Annotated in this window: 23 protein-coding genes; 9 read left to right on the plus strand and 14 right to left on the minus strand. The window is 33.7% G+C overall.

All coding sequences use genetic code 11. From position 1 onward, the window contains the following. Positions 1 to 262: 262 nt before the first annotated feature. From H0I26_RS13275 to H0I26_RS13300, 6 genes are read right to left on the minus strand one after another with little or no spacing between them, the layout of a single operon-like run. Positions 263 to 1,147: a carbohydrate kinase family protein gene (locus H0I26_RS13275; RefSeq protein WP_218699528.1), complete on the minus strand. Its 885-nt coding sequence runs from the start codon at positions 1,145 to 1,147 to the stop codon at positions 263 to 265. Then, positions 1,147 to 2,643 carry a mannitol dehydrogenase family protein gene (locus H0I26_RS13280; RefSeq protein ID WP_218699529.1) on the minus strand — a complete coding sequence of 499 codons (1,497 nt, stop codon included), beginning with the start codon at positions 2,641 to 2,643 and terminating at the stop codon, positions 1,147 to 1,149. The genes H0I26_RS13275 and H0I26_RS13280 overlap by 1 nt, the downstream gene beginning before the upstream one ends. 13 nt (positions 2,644 to 2,656) lie before the next feature. After that, positions 2,657 to 3,625, minus strand: a complete 969-nt coding sequence (locus H0I26_RS13285) for an ABC transporter permease (RefSeq protein WP_101018672.1) — start codon at positions 3,623 to 3,625, stop codon at positions 2,657 to 2,659. A gap of 28 nt (positions 3,626 to 3,653) precedes the next feature. Further along, positions 3,654 to 5,168, minus strand: a complete 1,515-nt coding sequence (locus tag H0I26_RS13290) for a sugar ABC transporter ATP-binding protein (protein ID WP_218699530.1) — start codon at positions 5,166 to 5,168, stop codon at positions 3,654 to 3,656. 18 nt (positions 5,169 to 5,186) lie between these two features. After that, positions 5,187 to 6,251: a substrate-binding domain-containing protein gene (locus H0I26_RS13295; protein ID WP_218699531.1), complete on the minus strand. Its 1,065-nt coding sequence runs from the start codon at positions 6,249 to 6,251 to the stop codon at positions 5,187 to 5,189. A 33-nt stretch (positions 6,252 to 6,284) separates the two neighbouring features. Further along, positions 6,285 to 7,166, minus strand: coding sequence for a hypothetical protein (locus tag H0I26_RS13300; protein ID WP_218699532.1), 882 nt, complete (start codon positions 7,164 to 7,166; stop codon positions 6,285 to 6,287). A 263-nt stretch (positions 7,167 to 7,429) separates the two neighbouring features. Between H0I26_RS13300 and H0I26_RS13305 the strand changes: the two genes are divergently transcribed. The 9 genes from H0I26_RS13305 (at position 7,430) to H0I26_RS13345 (ending at position 15,436) form a co-directional block, all read left to right on the plus strand. Then, the gene (locus H0I26_RS13305; protein WP_218699533.1) at positions 7,430 to 8,161 is read left to right on the plus strand and encodes an NUDIX hydrolase; all 732 of its coding nucleotides are present in this window, start codon (positions 7,430 to 7,432) and stop codon (positions 8,159 to 8,161) included. Positions 8,162 to 8,399: 238 nt separating this feature from the next. Then, on the plus strand, positions 8,400 to 8,768 hold the full coding sequence (locus tag H0I26_RS13310; protein ID WP_218699534.1) for a DoxX family protein: 369 nt from the start codon (positions 8,400 to 8,402) through the stop codon (positions 8,766 to 8,768). Then, complete coding sequence (locus H0I26_RS13315; RefSeq protein WP_218699535.1) at positions 8,768 to 9,352, plus strand: TetR/AcrR family transcriptional regulator; 585 nt, start codon at positions 8,768 to 8,770, stop codon at positions 9,350 to 9,352. Before H0I26_RS13310 ends, H0I26_RS13315 begins: the two co-directional genes overlap by 1 nt. 1 nt (position 9,353) lies before the next feature. Further along, positions 9,354 to 10,019 carry an NAD(P)H-binding protein gene (locus H0I26_RS13320; protein ID WP_218699536.1) on the plus strand — a complete coding sequence of 222 codons (666 nt, stop codon included), beginning with the start codon at positions 9,354 to 9,356 and terminating at the stop codon, positions 10,017 to 10,019. Positions 10,020 to 10,036: 17 nt separating this feature from the next. Further along, entirely contained in the window at positions 10,037 to 10,669 is a 633-nt protein-coding gene (locus H0I26_RS13325; protein WP_218699537.1) for an NAD(P)H-dependent oxidoreductase, read from the plus strand. A gap of 8 nt (positions 10,670 to 10,677) precedes the next feature. Next, positions 10,678 to 11,094: an organic hydroperoxide resistance protein gene (locus H0I26_RS13330; protein ID WP_218699538.1), complete on the plus strand. Its 417-nt coding sequence runs from the start codon at positions 10,678 to 10,680 to the stop codon at positions 11,092 to 11,094. 12 nt (positions 11,095 to 11,106) lie between these two features. Continuing rightward, positions 11,107 to 12,105 carry an NADP-dependent oxidoreductase gene (locus H0I26_RS13335; RefSeq protein WP_218699539.1) on the plus strand — a complete coding sequence of 333 codons (999 nt, stop codon included), beginning with the start codon at positions 11,107 to 11,109 and terminating at the stop codon, positions 12,103 to 12,105. Between the two features lie 78 nt (positions 12,106 to 12,183). After that, positions 12,184 to 13,344, plus strand: coding sequence for an iron-containing alcohol dehydrogenase (locus tag H0I26_RS13340; RefSeq protein WP_218699540.1), 1,161 nt, complete (start codon positions 12,184 to 12,186; stop codon positions 13,342 to 13,344). Between the two features lie 1,285 nt (positions 13,345 to 14,629). After that, on the plus strand, positions 14,630 to 15,436 hold the full coding sequence (locus tag H0I26_RS13345; protein WP_218699541.1) for a type 1 glutamine amidotransferase domain-containing protein: 807 nt from the start codon (positions 14,630 to 14,632) through the stop codon (positions 15,434 to 15,436). 202 nt (positions 15,437 to 15,638) lie between these two features. On the opposite strand, the gene H0I26_RS13350 is transcribed toward H0I26_RS13345, so the two are convergent. The 8 genes from H0I26_RS13350 to H0I26_RS13385 all read right to left on the minus strand — a co-directional run bounded on the left by H0I26_RS13350 (position 15,639) and on the right by H0I26_RS13385 (position 20,806). After that, positions 15,639 to 15,830: a cold-shock protein gene (locus tag H0I26_RS13350; RefSeq protein WP_028282170.1), complete on the minus strand. Its 192-nt coding sequence runs from the start codon at positions 15,828 to 15,830 to the stop codon at positions 15,639 to 15,641. Between the two features lie 284 nt (positions 15,831 to 16,114). Then, entirely contained in the window at positions 16,115 to 16,306 is a 192-nt protein-coding gene (locus H0I26_RS13355; RefSeq protein ID WP_028282170.1) for a cold-shock protein, read from the minus strand. A gap of 209 nt (positions 16,307 to 16,515) precedes the next feature. Beyond that, on the minus strand, positions 16,516 to 16,707 hold the full coding sequence (locus H0I26_RS13360) for a cold-shock protein (RefSeq protein ID WP_090840989.1): 192 nt from the start codon (positions 16,705 to 16,707) through the stop codon (positions 16,516 to 16,518). Positions 16,708 to 16,935: 228 nt separating this feature from the next. Further along, positions 16,936 to 17,127: a cold-shock protein gene (locus tag H0I26_RS13365; protein WP_028282170.1), complete on the minus strand. Its 192-nt coding sequence runs from the start codon at positions 17,125 to 17,127 to the stop codon at positions 16,936 to 16,938. A 284-nt stretch (positions 17,128 to 17,411) separates the two neighbouring features. Continuing rightward, entirely contained in the window at positions 17,412 to 17,603 is a 192-nt protein-coding gene (locus H0I26_RS13370) for a cold-shock protein (RefSeq protein ID WP_090840989.1), read from the minus strand. 219 nt (positions 17,604 to 17,822) lie between these two features. After that, entirely contained in the window at positions 17,823 to 18,215 is a 393-nt protein-coding gene (locus H0I26_RS13375) for a group III truncated hemoglobin (protein ID WP_218699542.1), read from the minus strand. Between the two features lie 13 nt (positions 18,216 to 18,228). Further along, positions 18,229 to 20,448 (minus strand): nitric-oxide reductase large subunit, encoded by a 2,220-nt coding sequence (locus H0I26_RS13380; RefSeq protein ID WP_218699543.1) that lies wholly within the window; start codon positions 20,446 to 20,448, stop codon positions 18,229 to 18,231. A gap of 22 nt (positions 20,449 to 20,470) precedes the next feature. Further along, positions 20,471 to 20,806, minus strand: a complete 336-nt coding sequence (locus H0I26_RS13385) for a cupin domain-containing protein (protein WP_101018685.1) — start codon at positions 20,804 to 20,806, stop codon at positions 20,471 to 20,473. Positions 20,807 to 20,822 lie beyond the last annotated feature (16 nt).

The following is a 20,822-nucleotide window of genomic DNA, read 5'->3' on the forward strand; positions in this document are numbered from 1 at the left end:
GTTTTTTTAAAGTTGCAATTGATAAATTGAGTCATTCGAGGCAAAAATAGAATAATAGTATATATTAAGTAGCAATATTAAACAATATACTAAACAATAGCTACCCTGTTTTCAGGGGGTAAAATGGTTAATTTACAACTAGCATCTAAAAATGATGTTCGGTTATTAATTTATATACAATTACAAACAAAAAAAAAGGCTTTATGAAAACATAAAGCCTTTTAAATAGCACTATCAATCCTATTTAATATAATACGCTTATTTAGTTAGGGTTAATAAACGCATTAATATCTTCTGTCGTAAACTTAGGGTTTGCTCCCTCACTACCTGCCACTAAAGCACCAATAGCACAAGCAAAATCTATAGCTTCTTGCGGGTTATCTCCTTTTAGCAGTTTACTAATAAGTGTTGCTAAAAAAGAATCTCCAGCACCAACTGTATCAACCACTTCAATTTGATAACCACTATTATAATAATAAGTGTCGTTATAATATAAAATAGCACCATGACGTCCTTTTGTAACACAAATCGTTTTCGTGTTTGTATGTTCTGCTATAAACTTAATATTCTGTTCAAGACCATGTGTTTTAGACTTTAACTGCTCTCCTATTTCAAAAATTTCATCATCATTAAATTTTATAAAATCTGCAGCTTCCATCAAATCGCTTAAAACATCTGTTGTATAATATGGTTCTCTAAGATTGACGTCAAAAATTTTATACTTGGCTAATTTTAGAAGCGCATACAATGTGTCTCTTGAGGTATCATCTCTTGCTGACAAACTTCCATAAATAAAAGCATCTGCTTTTTCTGTCACTTTTTTATTAGACTCATTTAACTTAATAGCATCCCAAGCACGAGGAAACATAATATTATAAGATGCAGATCCTTTTTGGTTAAGCATCACCTTTACCTTTCCTGTCTTCAATTTTTTGTCAACCTGGAGGTGTTCTGCATTTACACCTTGCGCTACTATATACTCTTTAATTTTAACTCCTTTTTTATCGTCACCAATACTACTAATAATAGACACATTATTACCTAAAGATTGTAAACGTAATGCCACATTTAATGGCGCACCTCCTATTTTTTTATGTGTTGGAAAAACATCCCATAATACCTCTCCAAAGCAAACTATATTTTTCATTAGATCTTTGTAAAATGGTTAGCATTTCTATTTTTTACGCCTACTTCAATGCCATGCTTTTCAATATCTTGATAAGCTTCAATATACGCCTCAACAAAAACTGAAGACGTCTTAAGGTTTCCAAAAATAGAGTCTATTTCTAAAAATGCAGTTGGATTAGTTTTAGCTTCTAAAGCTTTTTCTTTTAACTCCAATTGCATGGCATCTTTAATAATTAAATCCACACCATTCTCATCTTTACCTAAACTATAAATAGCCCAAGCTGCTGCTACAAAGGCTGCTAATTGCACAGACCCTTTACTTTCTAACTGAGATTGGACCGTTGGTAAAATAAAAATTGGAAATTTGGCTGAACTTTCCGAACAAATACGATCTATTTGATCTTTAATATTAATATTTCCAAAACGCTCTAATAGTGATTTTTTATAATCCTCTAAATTAATGCCTTCCAAATCACCTAACGTCGGCGTTACCTCTACATCCATATAAGCATTTAAAAAAGCACTTATATTAGGATTACTAACAGATTGGTCAATGGTATTATATCCGATTAATGCCCCAAGAATACCTAATACAGAATGCCCCGCATTTAATAAACTTAGTTTCATTTTCTCATAAGGCACTACATTATCAACAAATTGCGCTCCAACGGTTTCCCATGCTGGTCGCCCCGCTATAAAGTCATCTTCAATAACCCATTGTTTAAAAGGCTCGCAAACTACTGGCCAAGCATCGTCAACACCTAAAGTTTCACTTAAAATAGTACTATCTATCGCTGCAGTTGCAGGCGTTATCCTATCCACCATTGCATTTGGAAATGACACATTATTTTCGATCCACGTTACTAAATCAGGTTCTGCTGTATTAACATAACTCAATAACATTTTTTTGGTCATGTGTCCATTGCCCTGAATATTATCACACGATTGAATCGTACAACCTATTATATCTCTTTCCTTTCTCAATTTTAAAGCTTGCGTCAAATACCCGAAAATAGTTTTTGGCGAGTCTGGATGCTCTAAATCATGTTGAATTAAAGGATTAGTAAAATCAAAGGCTTTAGTCGCTTCATTGTAATTATAACCACCTTCTGTAATGGTTAATGAAATGATTTTAACCTCTGGACTTGCCATTTTTTCAATAACCTTTATTGGGTCTTCTGGTGCAAACAAACATTCTACTATCGATCCAATCACACGGTTGGTATGTGTACCGTCTAATTGCTTAACAATCAAAGTATACAAACCATCTTGCGCTTTTAACGTGTTATAAATTTTAGTGTCAAAATCTAATAAAGCGACACCACAGATTCCCCAATCAGTCACTGAGTTATCATGTAATAATTGGTCTGTATAAAACGCTTCATGCGCTCTATGAAAACCACCAATACCAACATGTACAATACCTGTTTTAACTTTAGACCTATCGTATTGCGGTACAGCAATTCTTTCAGAAAGGTTTGAAAGGTTTGCAGAGTTTAATTTGTAATTTTTCATTTTAATCGTGTGTTTATTTGCTTTCAAATCTTTGAAGTAAAACCGCAAATATTATAATTCCTCCTTTAACTACTTGTTGTGGGTATGATGGTACATTTAATAAGTTTAAAATATTCCCTATTAAACCTAAAATCAAAACTCCCATTAATGTATTTATCGCTGTTCCTCGACCACCATTTAAACTAGCCCCACCAATAACTACAGCTGCAATAGCATCCAATTCCCATGACATCCCCATATTTGGCGATCCTAAATTAGTTCTAGAGGCTACAATTATTGCTGCGGTCGCTGCCAAAGCACCAGAAATAGCGTACACTAAAAACTTATACTTATTGACTTTAATACCTGATAATCGTGACGCTTCTTCGTTACTTCCAATCGCTATTATTAAGCGCCCAAACACGTTATAACGCAACATAACCATAGCTACAATCACAATAAGAAAAAAGACGATAGCTATATTAGGAATCCCTAGTGTTGCGTTATTTGCAAAGTCTGACATAAATACCCCTCCTGCTGTCTTAAAAGTAACTGGAGAGCCCTTAGAATATATAAATCCTAAACCTCTAGCAATAGTCATTAAGGCTAAGGTGGCGACAAAAGGGGCCATTTTTTGATAAGCTACCAGATACCCAGAAATACTCCCCAAGCCAAAACCGATAGCTATAGTAAATATAATGGCTAGTGGTAAGATTATAAGATTAATCAAAATAGCAAAGGTGACTGCGAGTAAAGCAACCATGGACCCTACAGACAAATCAATTCCACCTGTTAGAATTACGATAAGCATACCAATACTAATAATACCTATACCTGACACTTGTTTTAATAAATTGGAAAGGTTTACTGATGTAAAAAACACATCAGAAATCAGTGCTGAAAACAGGACTAATAAAAGGAAAATAAATATAGTATTATACTTTACTAAAAACTTTAGTATGCCTCCAGGACTGCTTAGTTGTTCTTTTATTGTTAAAGCCATAACGAAAATGTTTTATTGTTTAGTTGTATTATTTTAATTGCTTACCGATGGAGTAACGTAATATGTTTTCTTCTGAAAATTGCGCTTTCTGCAACTCGCCATAAACCGTACCTTTATGCATCACTAAAATTCGGTCTGAAATCCCCATAATTTCTGGCATGTCCGATGATATTACAACTACACCAACCCCTTTTTTAGCGACTTCATTAATTAGGTTGTAGATTTCTATTTTTGCACCAACGTCAACACCTCTTGTCGGTTCGTCAATAAAAATGACTTTACTATCGATGCTTAACCATTTTGCTAAGGCTACTTTTTGCTGATTTCCACCACTAAGGTTTTTAACATTAACCTCAGAACTTGGTGCTTTGATATTCAATTTTTCAATTAAGCCCAAAACATTTTTATACTCGTCATCCACCTTAATAAAACCTAGTTTACCAGAAATAGATTTAAAACTAGTCACGCTAATATTCCGTCTAATGGATAATGGCAAAAACACACCTTCTTCTTTTCTGTCTTCAGACACAAAGCCAATTTGGTGAGTAGCAGCATCTACAGGAGATTTTGTCTTAATCTCTTTACCGTTTAATAATAAGGTGCCTGACTTCTTTTTATCTGCACCAAAAATTAACTTAGCAGTTTCCGTTCTCCCACTACCTCCTAAACCAGCAATACCTAATACTTCTCCTGGTCTTACTGAAAAAGACACATCATGTACTATCGTATCTTTTGCGGTTAAGTTTTTAACTTCAAAAATAGGGTCTGGTCCAATCGTAACACTTCTAGCGGGATATAAATCCTTAAGTTCGCGACCGATCATTAAGCGAATAACACCATCCGTATCAGTATCTTTAACCGCCATACTTCCTGTATCTACACCATCTCTTAAGACTGTAACCGAATCTGCTATCTTAAAAATCTCGTCTAAATGATGTGATATATAGATGATAGAAATCCCTTGGTCCCGTAATCTAAAAAGGTTGTCAAATAATTTTTTAATATCTGTTGGATCAAATACGGTTGTCGGTTCATCCAAAACCAACACTTTAGTATCTTCAGAAAGTGCTTTTGCAATCTCTACAACTTGTTTTTGAACAATACTTAAATCTCTTACTTTAGCTGAAGCATCAATTTCAAAACCTAAAGAATCAATTAAAGCTTGTGCATCATTTGTTATTTTATCCCAATTCATCCAGAATTTACTCGCCCCCAATTTGTGTAAATAGATGTTCTCTGCGACGGACAAATCGTTGACTAAAGATAATTCTTGATACACAACACTAATTCCTAAAACCTGACCTTCATGTGTGTTTTTAGGATTAATTTCTGTTCCATCTAAAACGACTGTTCCAGAATCTTTATGATGGACACCACTTAATATTTTAACTAAGGTTGATTTCCCGGCACCATTCTCACCTAACAACGCATGTATTTCACCTGGTTTCACTTTTAGGTTCACATCTTTAAGCACTGAAACCACACCAAAACTTTTGGAGATTCCTGTCATTTCAAGACGGTATTTATTTTCTGAAGTTTTCATAATACATCCTCTTAAATATTAAAATAAAGCATTTGGGTTATAATACTTGGCAGCATTTTCTTTAGTAATCAATAAAGGTGCTGTGTACGATTTTTTATCAAAATCTCTTCTCCCATTCATATACTCTACAGCATGTTTTACAGCATTCTTACCAATTTGCACTGGACTATTCATTGCAGTACAACCGTAAAAATCGGTATCCATTATATACTTTATCGCTTCCTTTTGTCCATCTGCACCTGCCACTATTAAAATATCATCTGTTTTCCCGGCTTGAGCAATTGCTTTTATAGCGCCCAATACACAAACATCAGACTCGGTAATAACCACATTAATATCTGGATGCGCCACTAAAATATCTTCCATCGCTTTTAAACCACCAGCATAAGACCACTCCGTATACGCTTGTGTTTTAACATTCAAATTTATTTTTCCCTGTGTTCTTAACTGCTCTTCAGTAATCCCTTGTAATAAACCTTGTTTACGTGTTCTACCTACTGGGTTTCCAGCATTCCCACTTAATAAAGCAATATTCATTGGTGTACTCCCCATTTTTTTTGCTAACCAAGCCCCTGCTAATTCGCCATTAGCCAAATTGTTAGATTGGATAGTGGTTACAAAATCTGCGGAAGGATTAATAGAACTATCAATTATAAAGACCGGAATTCCAGCTGCTTTGGCCACTTTGGTTATTCCAACTAAAGCATCAGGATCTTTAGGGTTTAATAGTAAAGCATCAACTCCTCTAGTAATTAAATCTTCAACCGCTGCTATTTGCTTATTAATATCATCCTGACCGTCTGCCGAGTAAAAAATCATCCCATTTTTTTCTGTAGTCGATTTTATACTTTGCAATAAGGCTTGATAATACGGTGCATTTAAGGAAGGTGTGCAATACCCTATTTTTTTACCGGTTAGATCTAGAGCACTTTTAAATATTTCGCCACCATCATCTCCACTATTAGCAGTTGCTTTACTGGAGTCTAAATGCTCTACACAACTAGAGACACTGCTAATTAATGCCAATACCATTATTGGAACTATTAATTTGTTAAGCGCGATTTTTAAGTTTTTAATTTTCATAATTCTAACTATTAATTAAAGCATTATATACATTTAAAATAAAGTAATATCTAACTGTAATACTGTTTTCTCTTGTTCAGGATTCCACATCATGGTAACATCCACTGGCAATTTGAAATTTTTAATGGCAATTGCTTTACTAAAGGTCGCACCTACATTTATAATATTTCCTGCACCTTCCGTATAAAATGTTTTATCCGTTATAAAAGACCAAGCACCACCTGCAAATAAAGATAGACTGGCGTTTTTGTTTTCCCACACCTTACTGCTCACTTCAAAATAATGCGTCCAAGACTCTTCTAAAGCACCATCCGTTTCAATTTGATAATCTCCAGAACCACCATTAATAATGGTCGCAAAATATAATAGTGTATTAGGGGTAATGTTGTAGCCAAAATTTAAGTCTACAAAATTGTAACCTTGTGTTTTATCATAACTCCAATAGTGCAATTTATCACCTCGTTCCTCTACTCCTGTGTAATTATTGTGTGATACCGCTTCAATAAAAAATGTATCTGAAAAACGATATTTAGTATATATTGAAAACTCTTTATATAAAGCACTTACTGTTTCTCCTGTATTAGTGACTATATCAGCACCTGCAAAACTGGCACCACCCCAAAAACCAAAAGTAAATTTTTCGTTTTTTGAATTATACTCAATGTTAGTGGCAATTACAGCCCCTTGATGCACAACAAACCCATGCCAAGTATGCATGTTTTTTAAATGTGCTCCAATACTAAAGGGTTCATAGTCGGTCACTTCTACCACCTCTTCTACTATCTCTTCTTGAGCAGAAACGCTAGTAATTCCAAAAAACAGTAATAGACTTAACCCTAATAAAAATACGTTTTTATTTTTATTTTTTCTAATAATTGAATTGTGGTCCAATAATGGTATTGTGCTTACGTTCATCTTATTATAGTTTAAAATTAAGATTAATTTATAAACGTCATTTTTACGTTTGTTTTTCAAATGTATTATAAAAAAATCATAAAACCCTAATATTTAGATTAAAAAATATGTTATTTTAACTTTTAAGTATGCTATTTTACCACTAAATTGCCTTTTTTACAATTACCAGCATCTTATCAATAGATGTACAAATGACGTTTAATTAAATTTTATGTACATTGGTAACACTAAAATCAAGTCTCTCTTATTAATCGAATGAATGTATGGCACCAGAAAAAATTTTAAATATATCTGTAGATTGTGTTGTTTTTGGATATGATATCACCTCTAAATCCTTAAACCTATTATTAATACATCGTTTTTTAGAAGCTGAAAACAAAGTATTAGTGGATGATTATGTTTTAACAGGATATCACGTCTATAAAACAGAAACCTTAGACGATACCGCTACTCGTGTTTTAAAAGAATTAACCGGTTTAACCAATCAATATAAAAAACAGTTTAAAGCTTTTGGTAATCCAGACCGATTGATGAATGAAAAGGATTTGATATGGATCAAAAATGAAGAATTCAACTTAAGAACTATCACGATAGCTTATTACTTTTTACTAAAAACGGAAGATGTTAATCTAGAAAGCATCACTAACAAAGCAACTTGGTTTCCTATTGACAACCTTCCAGAATTAGGTTTTGATCACAAAAAAATTATACTTGAAGCGTATGAAGATTTAAAAGTGAAATGCCTATCAGAACCTATTATATTTAAATTACTGCCCGACAAATTTACTATTAATGAAGTTCAAGATTTATACCAATCCATCTTAAATATAGACATTGATAACAGAAACTTTAGACGTAAATTAATTAACAAAAAGTATATTATTGCATTAGACGAAAAACAAGTTGGCGTTTCAAAAAAACCAGCCCAACTCTATATGTTCAGTAAAGATATTTACGATAAAATGTTTAGTAAAAATTACCTGATAAGCATCTAGTAATTAGTATCCGATTATTTTAAATTAGTGATCATACTATAGTAGATACTCACAAGATATCACACGTTATAACACTTCTAGTATAGACTCAAATTAGCGTAACAACTTCTTATCCGCCAACACAGTACAGTCTTCTCTCCTATATAAAAGTCTAGCGGATAGTCTTTTTATAATTCTTTGTTAAAAAAAAGAATGAACATTCATTTTTAAAGTATCTTTGTACATATAAAACAAAGAAATGAAACTAATTTGGACTGTATTAAAAGTGTTACTTGCTGTATTTATGATATATGCAGGAAGTCAGCATTTTATAAAACCAGCATTTTTCAATGCATTTGTACCAGATTTTTTAATCTATAAAACAGGTATTATTTACGCTTCTGGTGTCATTGAAGTGCTTTTAGGTTTGTTATTATTAGTGCCAAAATTTGCTAGTAAAGCTGCCTTTGGTATTTTTATTGTAATGCTACTCTTTTTACCAATACATATTTGGGACGTATTTTCTGACACCCCTGCCATTGGTAGTCATAAGGCCGCAATGATAAGATTACCGATACAGTTTGTTTTAATTGCTTTGTCTTATAAACTTTATAAAACTAACGCGTAATGGCAAAACTTCAAAAAAGTATTGATAAACGTAACGCATTGATTAAAGCGACGATCGAGTTGGTCAACAACAACGGTTTTCACGCGACACCAATGAGTAAAATAGCAAAGATGGCTAACGTCTCTCCTGCTACTATCTATCTGTATTTCGAAAATAAACAAGATTTAGTAAATAAGACTTACGTCGAAGTCAAAGCCGACTACACAAAATACGCTTTCGAGACTTATGATCCTACCATGTCGGTTGAAGCTGGTTTTGAATTAATATGGAAACGTATTGCCGATTTTAAACTTAAAGAGTGTGATAACGCCTTATTTTTAGCGCAATGTGATAATACGCCAATGATTGACGAACAAAGCAGACAGGAAGGTATAAAACACCTGCAGCCACTACTCGATCTTTGGCAGCGCGGTAGACAAGAAGGCATCATAAAACCACTGTCAGACTATTTATTATACGCCTACGCCATTAATCCTTTATCCTTTTTAATGATGACAGAAAAACGTGGTGCATTTAAATTAGACCAAACCCATTTAGACGAAGCCTATCAATCTGCATGGAGCAGCATAAAAGTTTGTAGTTAACATGAAAAAAACAGCAATCATATTAGGTGCTTCAGGTTTAACTGGCGGCCTTTTACTGGACAAATTAATTAAAAACGAGGACTATTCAGAGATCAAGTTGTTTTCTCGTTCTAAAATTGAAGGATTACCTACTAAAGTCACGCAATTTATAGGTGATTTATTGGATTTAGAACAGTTTAAAGCTGATTTTAAAGCACACCAAGTCTTCTGTTGTATTGGTACAACAGCTAAAAAAACGCCTAACAAGTCCGTTTATAGACAAATAGATTATGGTATTCCTGTAGCGGCAGCAAAACTAGTCAAAGCCAATGGAATAGATACTTTTTTGGTCGTTTCGGCATTAGGTGCTAATCCAAAAAGTAGTGTCTTTTATAATAAAACGAAAGGCGAAATGGAACGTGATGTTCTTAAACAAGACATTCAAAAGACATTTATACTACGTCCTTCTTTAATTGGTGGTGATCGTAAAGAATCCCGAACCTTAGAAAAAATAGGATTAGCAGTATTTAGGATTATTCAACCTCTATTTATTGGAAAATTGAAAAAATATAAAATCACTGACCCAGGAAATATGGCACAAGCCATGATCAATTTAGCAAATAGTACAAGCCATGCCGAAGTCATTATCACTTCAAACGATATTAAAAGAATTACTAAAAACAATTAAAAAAATAAATTAACCTTATGGAATTATTAGACAAATTAAAGTGGAGATATGCTGCAAAAGCAATGAATGGCGAAAAAGTAGCAGAAGATAAAGTAGAACGTATTTTAGAAGCAGCGCGCTTAGCTCCAACTTCTAGTGGTTTACAACCTTTTGAGATTTTTGTAGTTAAAAATCAAGATATTAAAGAACAAATTAAGCCTGTAGCTTGGAATCAATCGGTAATTACAGACTGTTCTCACTTATTAGTCTTTGCTGCTTGGGATACGTATACTCCAGAGCGTATTAACCACATGTTTGATTTAACTAACGAGATTCGTGGTTTCGAAAATGAAGGATGGGAAAATTACCGTCAAATGTTATTAGGAATGTATCCTCAAAAAGATCCAGAAGAAAACTTTAACCACGCTGCAAAACAAGCTTATATCGCTTTTACTGAAGCATTAACAGCAGCCGCTTTTGAAGATGTAGACGCAACGCCTTTAGAAGGCTTTGAACCAGATGCAGTAGACAAAATTTTAGGCTTACGCGAAAAAGGATTACGTAGCGCTGTAATGTTACCTATTGGGTATAGAAAAGAAGATGAAGACTGGTTAGTAAACTTAGTAAAAGTGAGAAAACCTATGTCCGAATTAGTGACTGTAATTGAATAAGTATTAAAATGAAAGCAACTAATTACACAGCAATAGCTACCGCTAAAGGCGGAAGAAGCGGTCATGTAAAAACGAATGATGGTGTCTTGGATTTAAAAGTATCTGTCCCTGTCGAGTTTGGTGGTCAAGACAACGGTTATACCAATCCAGAGCAATTATTTGCTGCTGGTTGGGCTGCCTGTTTTGACAATGCCCTTATCATGGTTGCTAAAGCTAAAAAAATCGACTTAGAATCTACAACAACTGTAGAGGCTACTTTAGGCGCACAAGACGATGGTAGTTTTGGATTGTCAGCAGTCATAAAAGTCAAAATTGATAATTTACCGACTGAAGACGCCAAAAAAATTATTGAAGGTGCGCATCGTGTTTGCCCATATTCTAAAGCGACTAAAGGAAATATAAATGTTGAAATCATTCAACTTTAAAATTAAAATATCATGATCAAAACCATAGTATTAAATAACAGACCTGAAGGAAAACCTACGGTTTCAAATTTTGAATTCACCTCAGAAGATAAAACGTTAGACATCACTTCTGGAGAAGTACTTTTAGAAGCAGCTTACGTTTCTGTAGATCCTTATTTAAGAGGACGCATGAGCGATGCTAAGTCTTATGTCCCTCCTTTTCAATTAAACAAGCCCGTACAATCTGGTGTGATCGCTAAAGTTATTGCATCCAAAAACGATGATTTTTCTGAAGGTGACTACGTTTCTGGACTATTAGACTGGTCCACACAACAAATATCTAATGGTGAAGGTTTAAATAAAGTCGATGGATCTAAAGCCCCTCTAAGCACGTACTTAGGTGTTTTAGGAATGACAGGACTAACTGCATATTTAGGTTTAACTCAGATAGGTAAACCTGTTAAAGGTGAGACGATTGTAGTTTCTGGAGCTGCGGGCGCTGTTGGAAGTGTTGTTGGTCAAATAGCAAAAATATTAGGACTTCGCGTTATAGGAATTGCAGGTACCGACGAGAAGATTGACATGCTAAAAGACAAATTTGGTTTTGATGCAGGAATCAATTATAACACGAGTACAGACATTAATGCGGACTTAAAAAAACTAGCCCCAAATGGTGTTGATGTTTATTTTGATAATGTTGGAGGTCCAATATCTGATGCTGTATTATTCAATATAAACCATTTTGCTAGACTCATTATTTGTGGTGCAATCTCTGTTTATAACGAAACCGAATTACCTAAAAGTATTAGTGTACAACCCTTTTTAGTAAAAAACAGTGCGTTAATGCAAGGATTTATTGTCTCTAATTATGCCGATAAATTCCCAGAAGCCATGCAAAAACTAGCAGGATGGTTAGCGGACGGCAAATTAAAATATACTGAAACCATAGTAGACGGTTTTGATAACATCCCAACCGCTTTTATCGATCTATTTGAAGGTAAAAACAAAGGGAAAATGATTGTTAAAATCTAAAGCCCCACTCCTGTCCCATAACGTGGACTTTAAGTGTGTGTTTAGAAAATAAAAAAGAACGAATTAAAAGAAAAGAAGATGAACAATTTTGATTTTAAAAATCCTACTAAAATTATTTTTGGAAAGGATACGATAGCAAAAGTAAAAGAAGAAATCCCTCAAGATGCTAAGGTATTATTACTTTATGGAGGAGGAAGTATTAAGAAAAACGGAATATACGACCAAGTTAAGACTGCATTAGCTACTGTTGAAGTTGTTGAGTTTGGAGGTATTCCTGCAAATCCAGAGTACGCTACTTTAATGGAAGCGCTACAGGTTATTAAAGACGAAAATATTACGTATTTACTAGCTGTTGGTGGTGGTTCTGTCATTGATGGGACTAAATTTTTATCCGCTGCCGCGCTCTACGATGGTGATACACCATGGGATATTTTGTCAAAAAACATCAGAACTGAAAAAGGAATGCCTTTCGGAACTGTTTTAACATTACCAGCAACAGGATCTGAAATGAATTCTGGCGCCGTAATTACTAGAGCCGAAACACAAGAGAAATTAGCGATGGGTGGCCCTGGTTTATTTCCTCAGTTTTCAATTTTAGACCCTCAGGTGATACAATCTATTCCACAACGTCAATTAGCTAATGGTTTAACAGATGCGTTTACACACGTCTTAGAACAATACATGACGTATCCTATTGGTGCTTTATTACAAGATCGTTTTGCGGAGAGTATTTTACAAACCTTAGTAGAAGTTGCTCCCAAAGTATTAAAAGATCCTACAGACTATAAAGCTGCTTCAAACTTTATGTGGAGTTGCACCATGGCGTTAAACGGATTGATCCAAAAAGGAGTACCTACAGATTGGGCTGTTCATGCTATTGGTCATGAGTTAACTGCTTTATTTGGTATCGATCATGCACGTACTTTAGCTGTGATTGCACCAAGCCACTACACCTTTAATTTTGAAGACAAAAAAGAAAAATTAGCACAATATGGTGAACGCGTTTGGAATATTACCGAAGGTAGTACGGAGGATAAAGCCCATGCTGCTATTGAAAAAACAGTTGCTTTTTTCCATGAATTAGGTATTGATACTAAATTATCAGATTATACTAAGGATTATGAAGGTACTGCCGAAAAGATCTCTCAACGATTTACAGATCGTGGTTGGACAGGATTAGGAGAGCACCAAACATTATCTCCGGATAAGGTTGAGAAAATAGTAAAAATGGCTTACTAAATATAAAACGTCACAATGGGCGCGGTTGGAATGCTATAAACGCAACATTCTAAGGTTTTCGACTGCGCTCAAACTGACAATTGGTAATCGCATTAATAAGGACTATTAAATAATATAACTGTCATATTGAGCGCAGTCGAAATGCTAGCAAAAGTAGAACTGTAATGAGTTTTCGACTGCGCTCAAACTGACAATTGCGGTTTAAATTAAAAGTTTTTAATTATAAAACTGTAATATCAATAAGGGTCATATAGCAACATAACTGTCATATTGAGCGCAGTCGAAATGTTGTAAACAAAACTGACAATTGTGGTTTAAATTATAAGTTTTTATTTATAAAACTGTAATGTCAATAAAGGTTACATAACAACATAACTGTCACATTGCCCGCAAGTCGAAATGCTAGCAAAGCAGAACTGTAATTAGTTTTCGACTGCGCTCAAACTGACAATAGTGGTTTAAATTAAAAGTATTTATTTGTAAAATTGTAATATCAATAAGGGTTACATAACAACATAACTGTCATATTGAGCGTAGTCGAAATGTTATAAAACAAAACTGTCCATTGCCCGCAAGTCGAAATGCTAGTAAGAGCAAAACTGGAATGAGTTTTCGACTGCGCTCAAACTGACAATTGTGGTTTAAATTAAAAGTTTTTAATTATAAAACTGTAATATCAATAAGGGTTACATAACAACATAACTGTCACATTGAGCGTAGTCGAAATGTTATAAAACAAAACTGTCCATTGCCCGAAAGTCGAAATGCTAGCAAAGCAGAACTGTAATGAGTTTTCGACTGCGCTCAAACTGACACTAGTAGTTTAAATTATAAGTTTTAAATTATAAAACTGTAGTATCAATAAGGCTCATATAACAACACAACTGTCATATTGAGCGCAGTCGAAATGTAATAAATCATAACTGTCCATTGCCCGCAAGTCGAAATGCTAGTAAGAGCAGAACTGTAAAGAGTTTTCGACTGCGCTCAAACTGACACTAGTAGTTTAAATTAAAAGTTTTTAATTATAAAACTGTAATATCAATAAGGGTCATATAGCAACACACCTGTCACATTGAGCGCAGTCGAAATGTAATAAACAAAACTGTCATATTGAGCGCAGTCGAAATGTAATAAACAAAACTGTCTATTGCCCGAAAGTCGAAATGCTAGCAAAGCAGAACTGTAATGAGTTTTCGACTGCGCTCAAACTGACATTAATAATTAAAAATAAAAAGATTAAATTGTTAGAAAGTTAATAACAAGAACGTCGACCACTAATTAAATGAATGTAATAAAAGCATTAGCGTTAACGCTAACAATAGTAACAGCATCAAGCTGTAAAGACAATAAAAACGAAACACCCTCTGAAAAAGTTTCAGAAGTAAAAACAGAATTAAAAAAAGAAAAAATTATGAAAGTATTATTTGTATTAACCTCTCACGATCAATTAGGAGACACAGGAAAGAAAACAGGATTTTGGGTTGAAGAATTCGCAAGTCCATATTACTCATTATTAGACAAAGGAGCTGATATTACTATCGCGACTCCAAAAGGAGGTGCTGCACCAATAGATCCAAGTAGTGATTCTCCTGATGCGGCTACAGCTGCAACAGAGCGTTTTAATAAAGATGCAGACGCTAAGTCTAAAATTGAAAACACTAATAAATTATCAGATATTAATGTTGACGATTTTGATGCTGTATTTTATCCAGGTGGACATGGTCCATTATGGGATTTAGCAAATGACGCAACATCAATTGCACTAATCGAGAAGTTTAACGCACAAGATAAGCCAGTAGCATTTGTATGTCACGCGCCTGCAGCATTAAAGGGTGTTAAAGGAACTGATGGAAAACCATTAGTGAATGGTAAAAAAGTAACAGGATTTACTAATACTGAAGAAGCTGCTGTTGGATTAACAGACGTTGTCCCATTTCTAGTAGAAGATATGCTAACTGAAAATGGCGGAATCTATTCTAAAAAAGAAGACTGGTCAGCTTACGCTATTCAAGATGGTAATTTAATTACTGGACAAAACCCAGCATCATCTGAGTTAGTTGCAGAAAAATTATTAGAGAGCTTAAAATAAGTTTCACTTATATACTAGTAAAAAAGGTTGTCCAAATGGACAACCTTTTTTTTGTTTGTAACATGATGCTAAAACCAGCCTAACACGTAGCTAAGCCTTGCCTCCCCTTTGTAAGGTACTATTTAACTTAGGGTAAATTTAGCGTAAAAAAAAAGCTACCTTTATAGGTAACCTTTTTCTTGAATTGTACTGAATATATATCTTAGATAACTTTTACGTTAACTGCGTTTAATCCTTTGTTTCCTTCTTGTAAGTCAAATTCAACCTCATCACCTTCTCTAATCTCATCGATTAATCCAGAAATGTGTACGAAATGATCTTTATCAACTCCTTCTTCAGTGATAAATCCAAAACCTTTTGTGTCGTTGAAAAACTTTACTGTACCTTTACTCATCGTAATATAATTTATTTTATTAATACTTAATAGATTACAAAGATAATGCCATTAATTTAATATTTCGTTTTTTTCTTATTTATTTTTTGTTTTTATTAAAAAAAGTTATAAATCGTCTACATCACCCTCTACATCCTATCCTATTACCCTCCTACTTTTAGTCTTGTATTACATACTTACAACTAGCATAACCTTATATATACCAATGCTTTTGAAACACTATTGCATAAAAAAAGGCTGCCCGTTGGGGCAACCTTTTTTTTGAATTGTACTGAATATATAGCTTAGATAACTTTTACGTTAACTGCGTTTAACCCTTTGTTTCCTTCTTGTAAGTCAAATTCAACTTCATCACCTTCTCTAATCTCATCGATTAATCCAGAAATGTGTACAAAATGATCTTTGTCTACGCCTTCTTCAGTGATAAAACCAAATCCTTTTGTGTCGTTGAAAAACTTTACTGTTCCTTTACTCATTGTAATATAATTTATTTTATTAATACTTAGTAGATTACAACAATGATGCCACTAATTAAAAACAACAGCTTTAATACTACATTTAATGTATCGGACTTGTGTTTACAGTTTTTCTTAAAACTTTACAGCGTCTACCATTAGTTTTAAAGCACAAAAAAAGGCTACCTTATATTGGTAACCTTTTTCTTGAATTGTACTGAATATATAGCTTAGATAACTTTTACGTTAACTGCGTTTAATCCTTTGTTTCCTTCTTGTAAGTCAAATTCAACCTCATCACCTTCTCTAATCTCATCGATTAATCCAGAAATGTGTACAAAATGATCTTTGTCTACTCCTTCTTCAGTGATAAAACCGAATCCTTTTGCGTCGTTGAAAAACTTTACTGTTCCTTTACTCATTGTAATATAATTTATTTTATTAATACTTAATACATTACAAGTATAGTGCCATTATTTGAAAGGGCAACATTATTAATTAAAAATGATGTGTTTACTACTCAATTTAAGTCAAAACACTCGTTTTTACTTCACTCTTAAAACTTTACAGCGCCTACCATTAGTTTTAAAGCACAAAAAAAGGCTACCTTTATAGGTAACCTTTTTCTTGAATTGTACTGAATATATAGCTTAGATAACTTTTACGTTAACTGCGTTTAATCCTTTGTTTCCTTCTTGTAAGTCAAATTCAACCTCATCACCTTCTCTAATCTCATCGATTAATCCAGAAATGTGTACGAAATGATCTTTATCAACTCCTTCTTCAGTGATAAATCCAAAACCTTTTGTGTCGTTGAAAAACTTTACTGTACCTTTACTCATCGTAATATAATTTATTTTATTAATACTTAATACATTACAAGTATAGTGACATTAATTTACAATTCCCTTTTTTTCTTGTTTATTTTTTGTTTTTATTAAAGAAAATTATAATTCGTCTAAATTCCCCTACATCCTATCCTACTAACCTCATCCTTGTTAGTCTTATATTAAATACTTACAACTAGTATAATCTTATATATACCAATGCTTTTGAAACATTATTGCATAAAAAAAAGGCTACCCGTTGGGGCAACCTTTTTCTTGAATTGTACTGAATATATAGCTTAGATAACTTTTACGTTAACTGCGTTTAATCCTTTGTTTCCTTCTTGTAAGTCAAATTCAACCTCATCACCTTCTCTAATCTCATCGATTAATCCAGAAATGTGTACAAAATGATCTTTGTCTACCCCTTCTTCAGTGATAAAACCGAATCCTTTTGCGTCGTTGAAAAACTTTACTGTTCCTTTACTCATTGTAATATAATTTATTTTATTAATACTTAATACATTACAAGTATAGTGCCATTATTTGAAAGAGCAACATTATTAATTAAAAATGATGTGTTTACTACTCATTTTTACGTTTTTATCCCGATTTAAGTAGCAAAACAATCGTTTTAATGTTGCCTTTTACAATTCTAAAGTTAAATAGCACTAAACCATTAACAGTAATATAGTTACTTTATTTTTAGTCTACAATTGCTCTCTACTCTTACAAACATTAGCCAGTTGTCCCATCGCCATTCGTTTTGAGGCTTCTTTTGCACGAGCAGCATGTTCGCCTACAAATAAAGAATCGATAGTTTCAAACCATAATTCTAACCACTGTGTAAAATGGTGTTGTGCCATTTTATGGTTTAAATAGTTATCTACTTTTTGGTGTGCTTGACTTGGATTTCCTTTAAAGCAGGCTTCACCAAATAAACTTGTTACCCAAAAATCAGTTAGTTTATCTAAATGCGGTGGCCATTGCTCATCTGTTAAATGATGATTAAAAATGGGGCCTAAAAGTGCATCAGCTCTAACTTTAGCATAAAAAGTAGTTACCAACTTGTAAACGTCTGCTCTATCTTCAATTGTTTTCATATTAAAACGGGTGTTAGATTTTCTTTTTTAAACAGTAAATAGTTTCGTTAATAGTAAACCAGCAGAAATAAAATATTCCTACAGAAAAAATAATATCTCCAATCATACGTAACCATTTTAAGGTTTGAACTGTTGGTGAGTACAGTAAATCTGAACTACGCGCAAACGAATAGCCTTTTGTAATAGATGTATATGCTTGAATAACACCTATTGGTAACATACTAAAAACAACCATAGCTACTAAACCGATATTTAATAACCAAAAGGCTCTTTTTAGTTTTGTAGAACTCCAAACACGGTCTGAATAAAAACGTAAACATATAATTATAAAGCCCATTCCTAACAGTCCATAGACTCCAAATAAAGCGGTATGCGCATGTACTGCTGTGGTGTTTAAACCTTGAATGTAATACAATGCAATTGGCGGGTTTATTAAAAAGCCAAAAACACCTGCACCTACCATATTCCAGAAAGAAACTGCAATAAAAAAGAATATTGGCCATTTGTAATTTTGAACCCACGCGTTAGATTTTAACAAGTTCCAATTCTCTCTAATTTCGAAACCCATTAAAGTAAGTGGCACCACTTCTAGCGCACTAAATGTAGCACCTAAAGCTATGGCTTGCACTGGTGTTCCCGAATAGTATAGATGATGAAGCGTCCCAATAATACCACCTGCTAAAAATATTGTTGCAGAAGCTATAGAAGCACGTCCTGCTGTTTTAGCCGAAAGAATTTTCATTCTTAGAAAAATAAAGGCAATAATTACAGTTGCAAAAACTTCGAAGAATCCTTCTACCCAAAGGTGTACTAACCACCATCTCCAATAGTTAATTACTGGTAAGCTACTGTTTTCGCCATACATTAATCCTGAAAAGAAAAACATTCCAATAGCAATTACAGAAATTAGTAATATGATTAATAAATGCTTAGAATCATCGTTTTTTCTAATACCAAATACGACGTGTCTTCCAACCATAATTACCCACAAAACAAGTCCGATACCTAAAAATATTTGCCAGAATCGACCTAAGTCCATGTACTCGTAACCTTGATGCCCAAAGAAAAAATTGGTTGTTAAATCTAAAAACTGATGTACACCAAGCCACTCGCCTACTAAAGATCCTAAAACAATAATAAGTAATGCAATAAAGAGGAAATTAATACCAAAGACTTGGTATTTCATTTCTTTACCACTAATCATTGGTGCTAAAAATAAACCTGTTGCTAACCATGTGGCAGCAATCCAGAATACTGCTAATTGCGTATGCCAAGTTCTGGTTATGGAATAAGGTAATACACTAGATAAATCGTAACCAAAAAAGGCCTGACCTTCTACAGTATAATGTACCGTTAAAACGCCTAATATTACCTGAAGTCCTATTAATAGTGATATGACTATAAAATATTTTAAAACCGATTTTTGAGATCTTGTAAGTATTAATTTTCCTAATGGATCTTCTTTAGGATGTATAACAGCCTCTCCTTTCTCATGTTTTCTAAGATAATAGTACGTTAATATCCCAATAAATAATAGCAATAATACTACCGAGAATCCCGACCATATTTGAGAATCGGCAGTAATTGTATTACCAATTAAAGGTTCGTGTGGCCAGTTTGATGTATAAGTATATTCCTTATCGGGTCTGTTAGTACTCGCTGCCCAAGAAGTCCAAAATAGAAAAGCATTTAGCTGCTCTAATTTTTTAGTGTCTTCTAATGCGCCTTTTGGTATGGCATATTGCTCATAACCGTTAGAAAAAATATCGGTATAATGTGCCGTATTGCTAACAATAGCTGTGTAACGCTCTTGTGTTATGGTAACACTTTTATCTAAAGGATTAAAAGTATTTGTTTTAATGGTCTTAATTAAACGGGCTTTTAAGGCTGCTTTAGGCTCTACATCTAAATTATCATAAGTCGTATTGAAGTCTTTTTTAGCCCATGCATCTAGCATAAAAACGGCTTCTTTATGTATCCAATCGGCAGACCAATCTGGAGCAACATAACTACCATGTCCCCAAATGGAACCGACTTCCATACCTCCTATAGACTCCCAAACGTTTTGTCCAATTTGTATGTCGGCTTTGGTATATACGACCTCTCCTGTTTCTTCAATTATTACCGTTTCTGGTATTGGTGGTTGTTTTTGGTAGACTTCTGTTCCTACCCAAATAAGGGCAATAAAAGAGAGTATGACTACGCTTGAAAATGCAATCCAAACTTTTTTCATGTTATATGTGTTTACTTTTATATTAACCTACGTTTTGTACACGTTGTACAGTATCTGCTATAGAAAGAGATAACCTAATAATACTATTTTCTAGCCCTTTTAAATCGTGAGGAACATTAGCGTCTAACGCTATTAATGCTCCTTTTGTTAAGTGTTGTTTTTCGCCGTTTACACCAAACTCTATGGCACCATCAAAAACCTCAACAATTATCGGAAATGGTGCTTTGTGTTCTTTCATAGTTTGCCCTTTTTCTAAGGCAATTCTTATTTCTTTAGTGGTTTCTGTTTTTAGTATTAGTGTAATTGCTGGTTTGTTTGATGTAAAAACCAAGTCGTCTGTTAATGATGCTTTTTTCATGTGGTTGTTATTTGTT

The sequence above is a fragment of the Olleya sp. HaHaR_3_96 genome, assembly GCF_019278545.1.
In the GTDB taxonomy this organism is placed as follows: Bacteria; Bacteroidota; Bacteroidia; order Flavobacteriales; family Flavobacteriaceae; genus Olleya.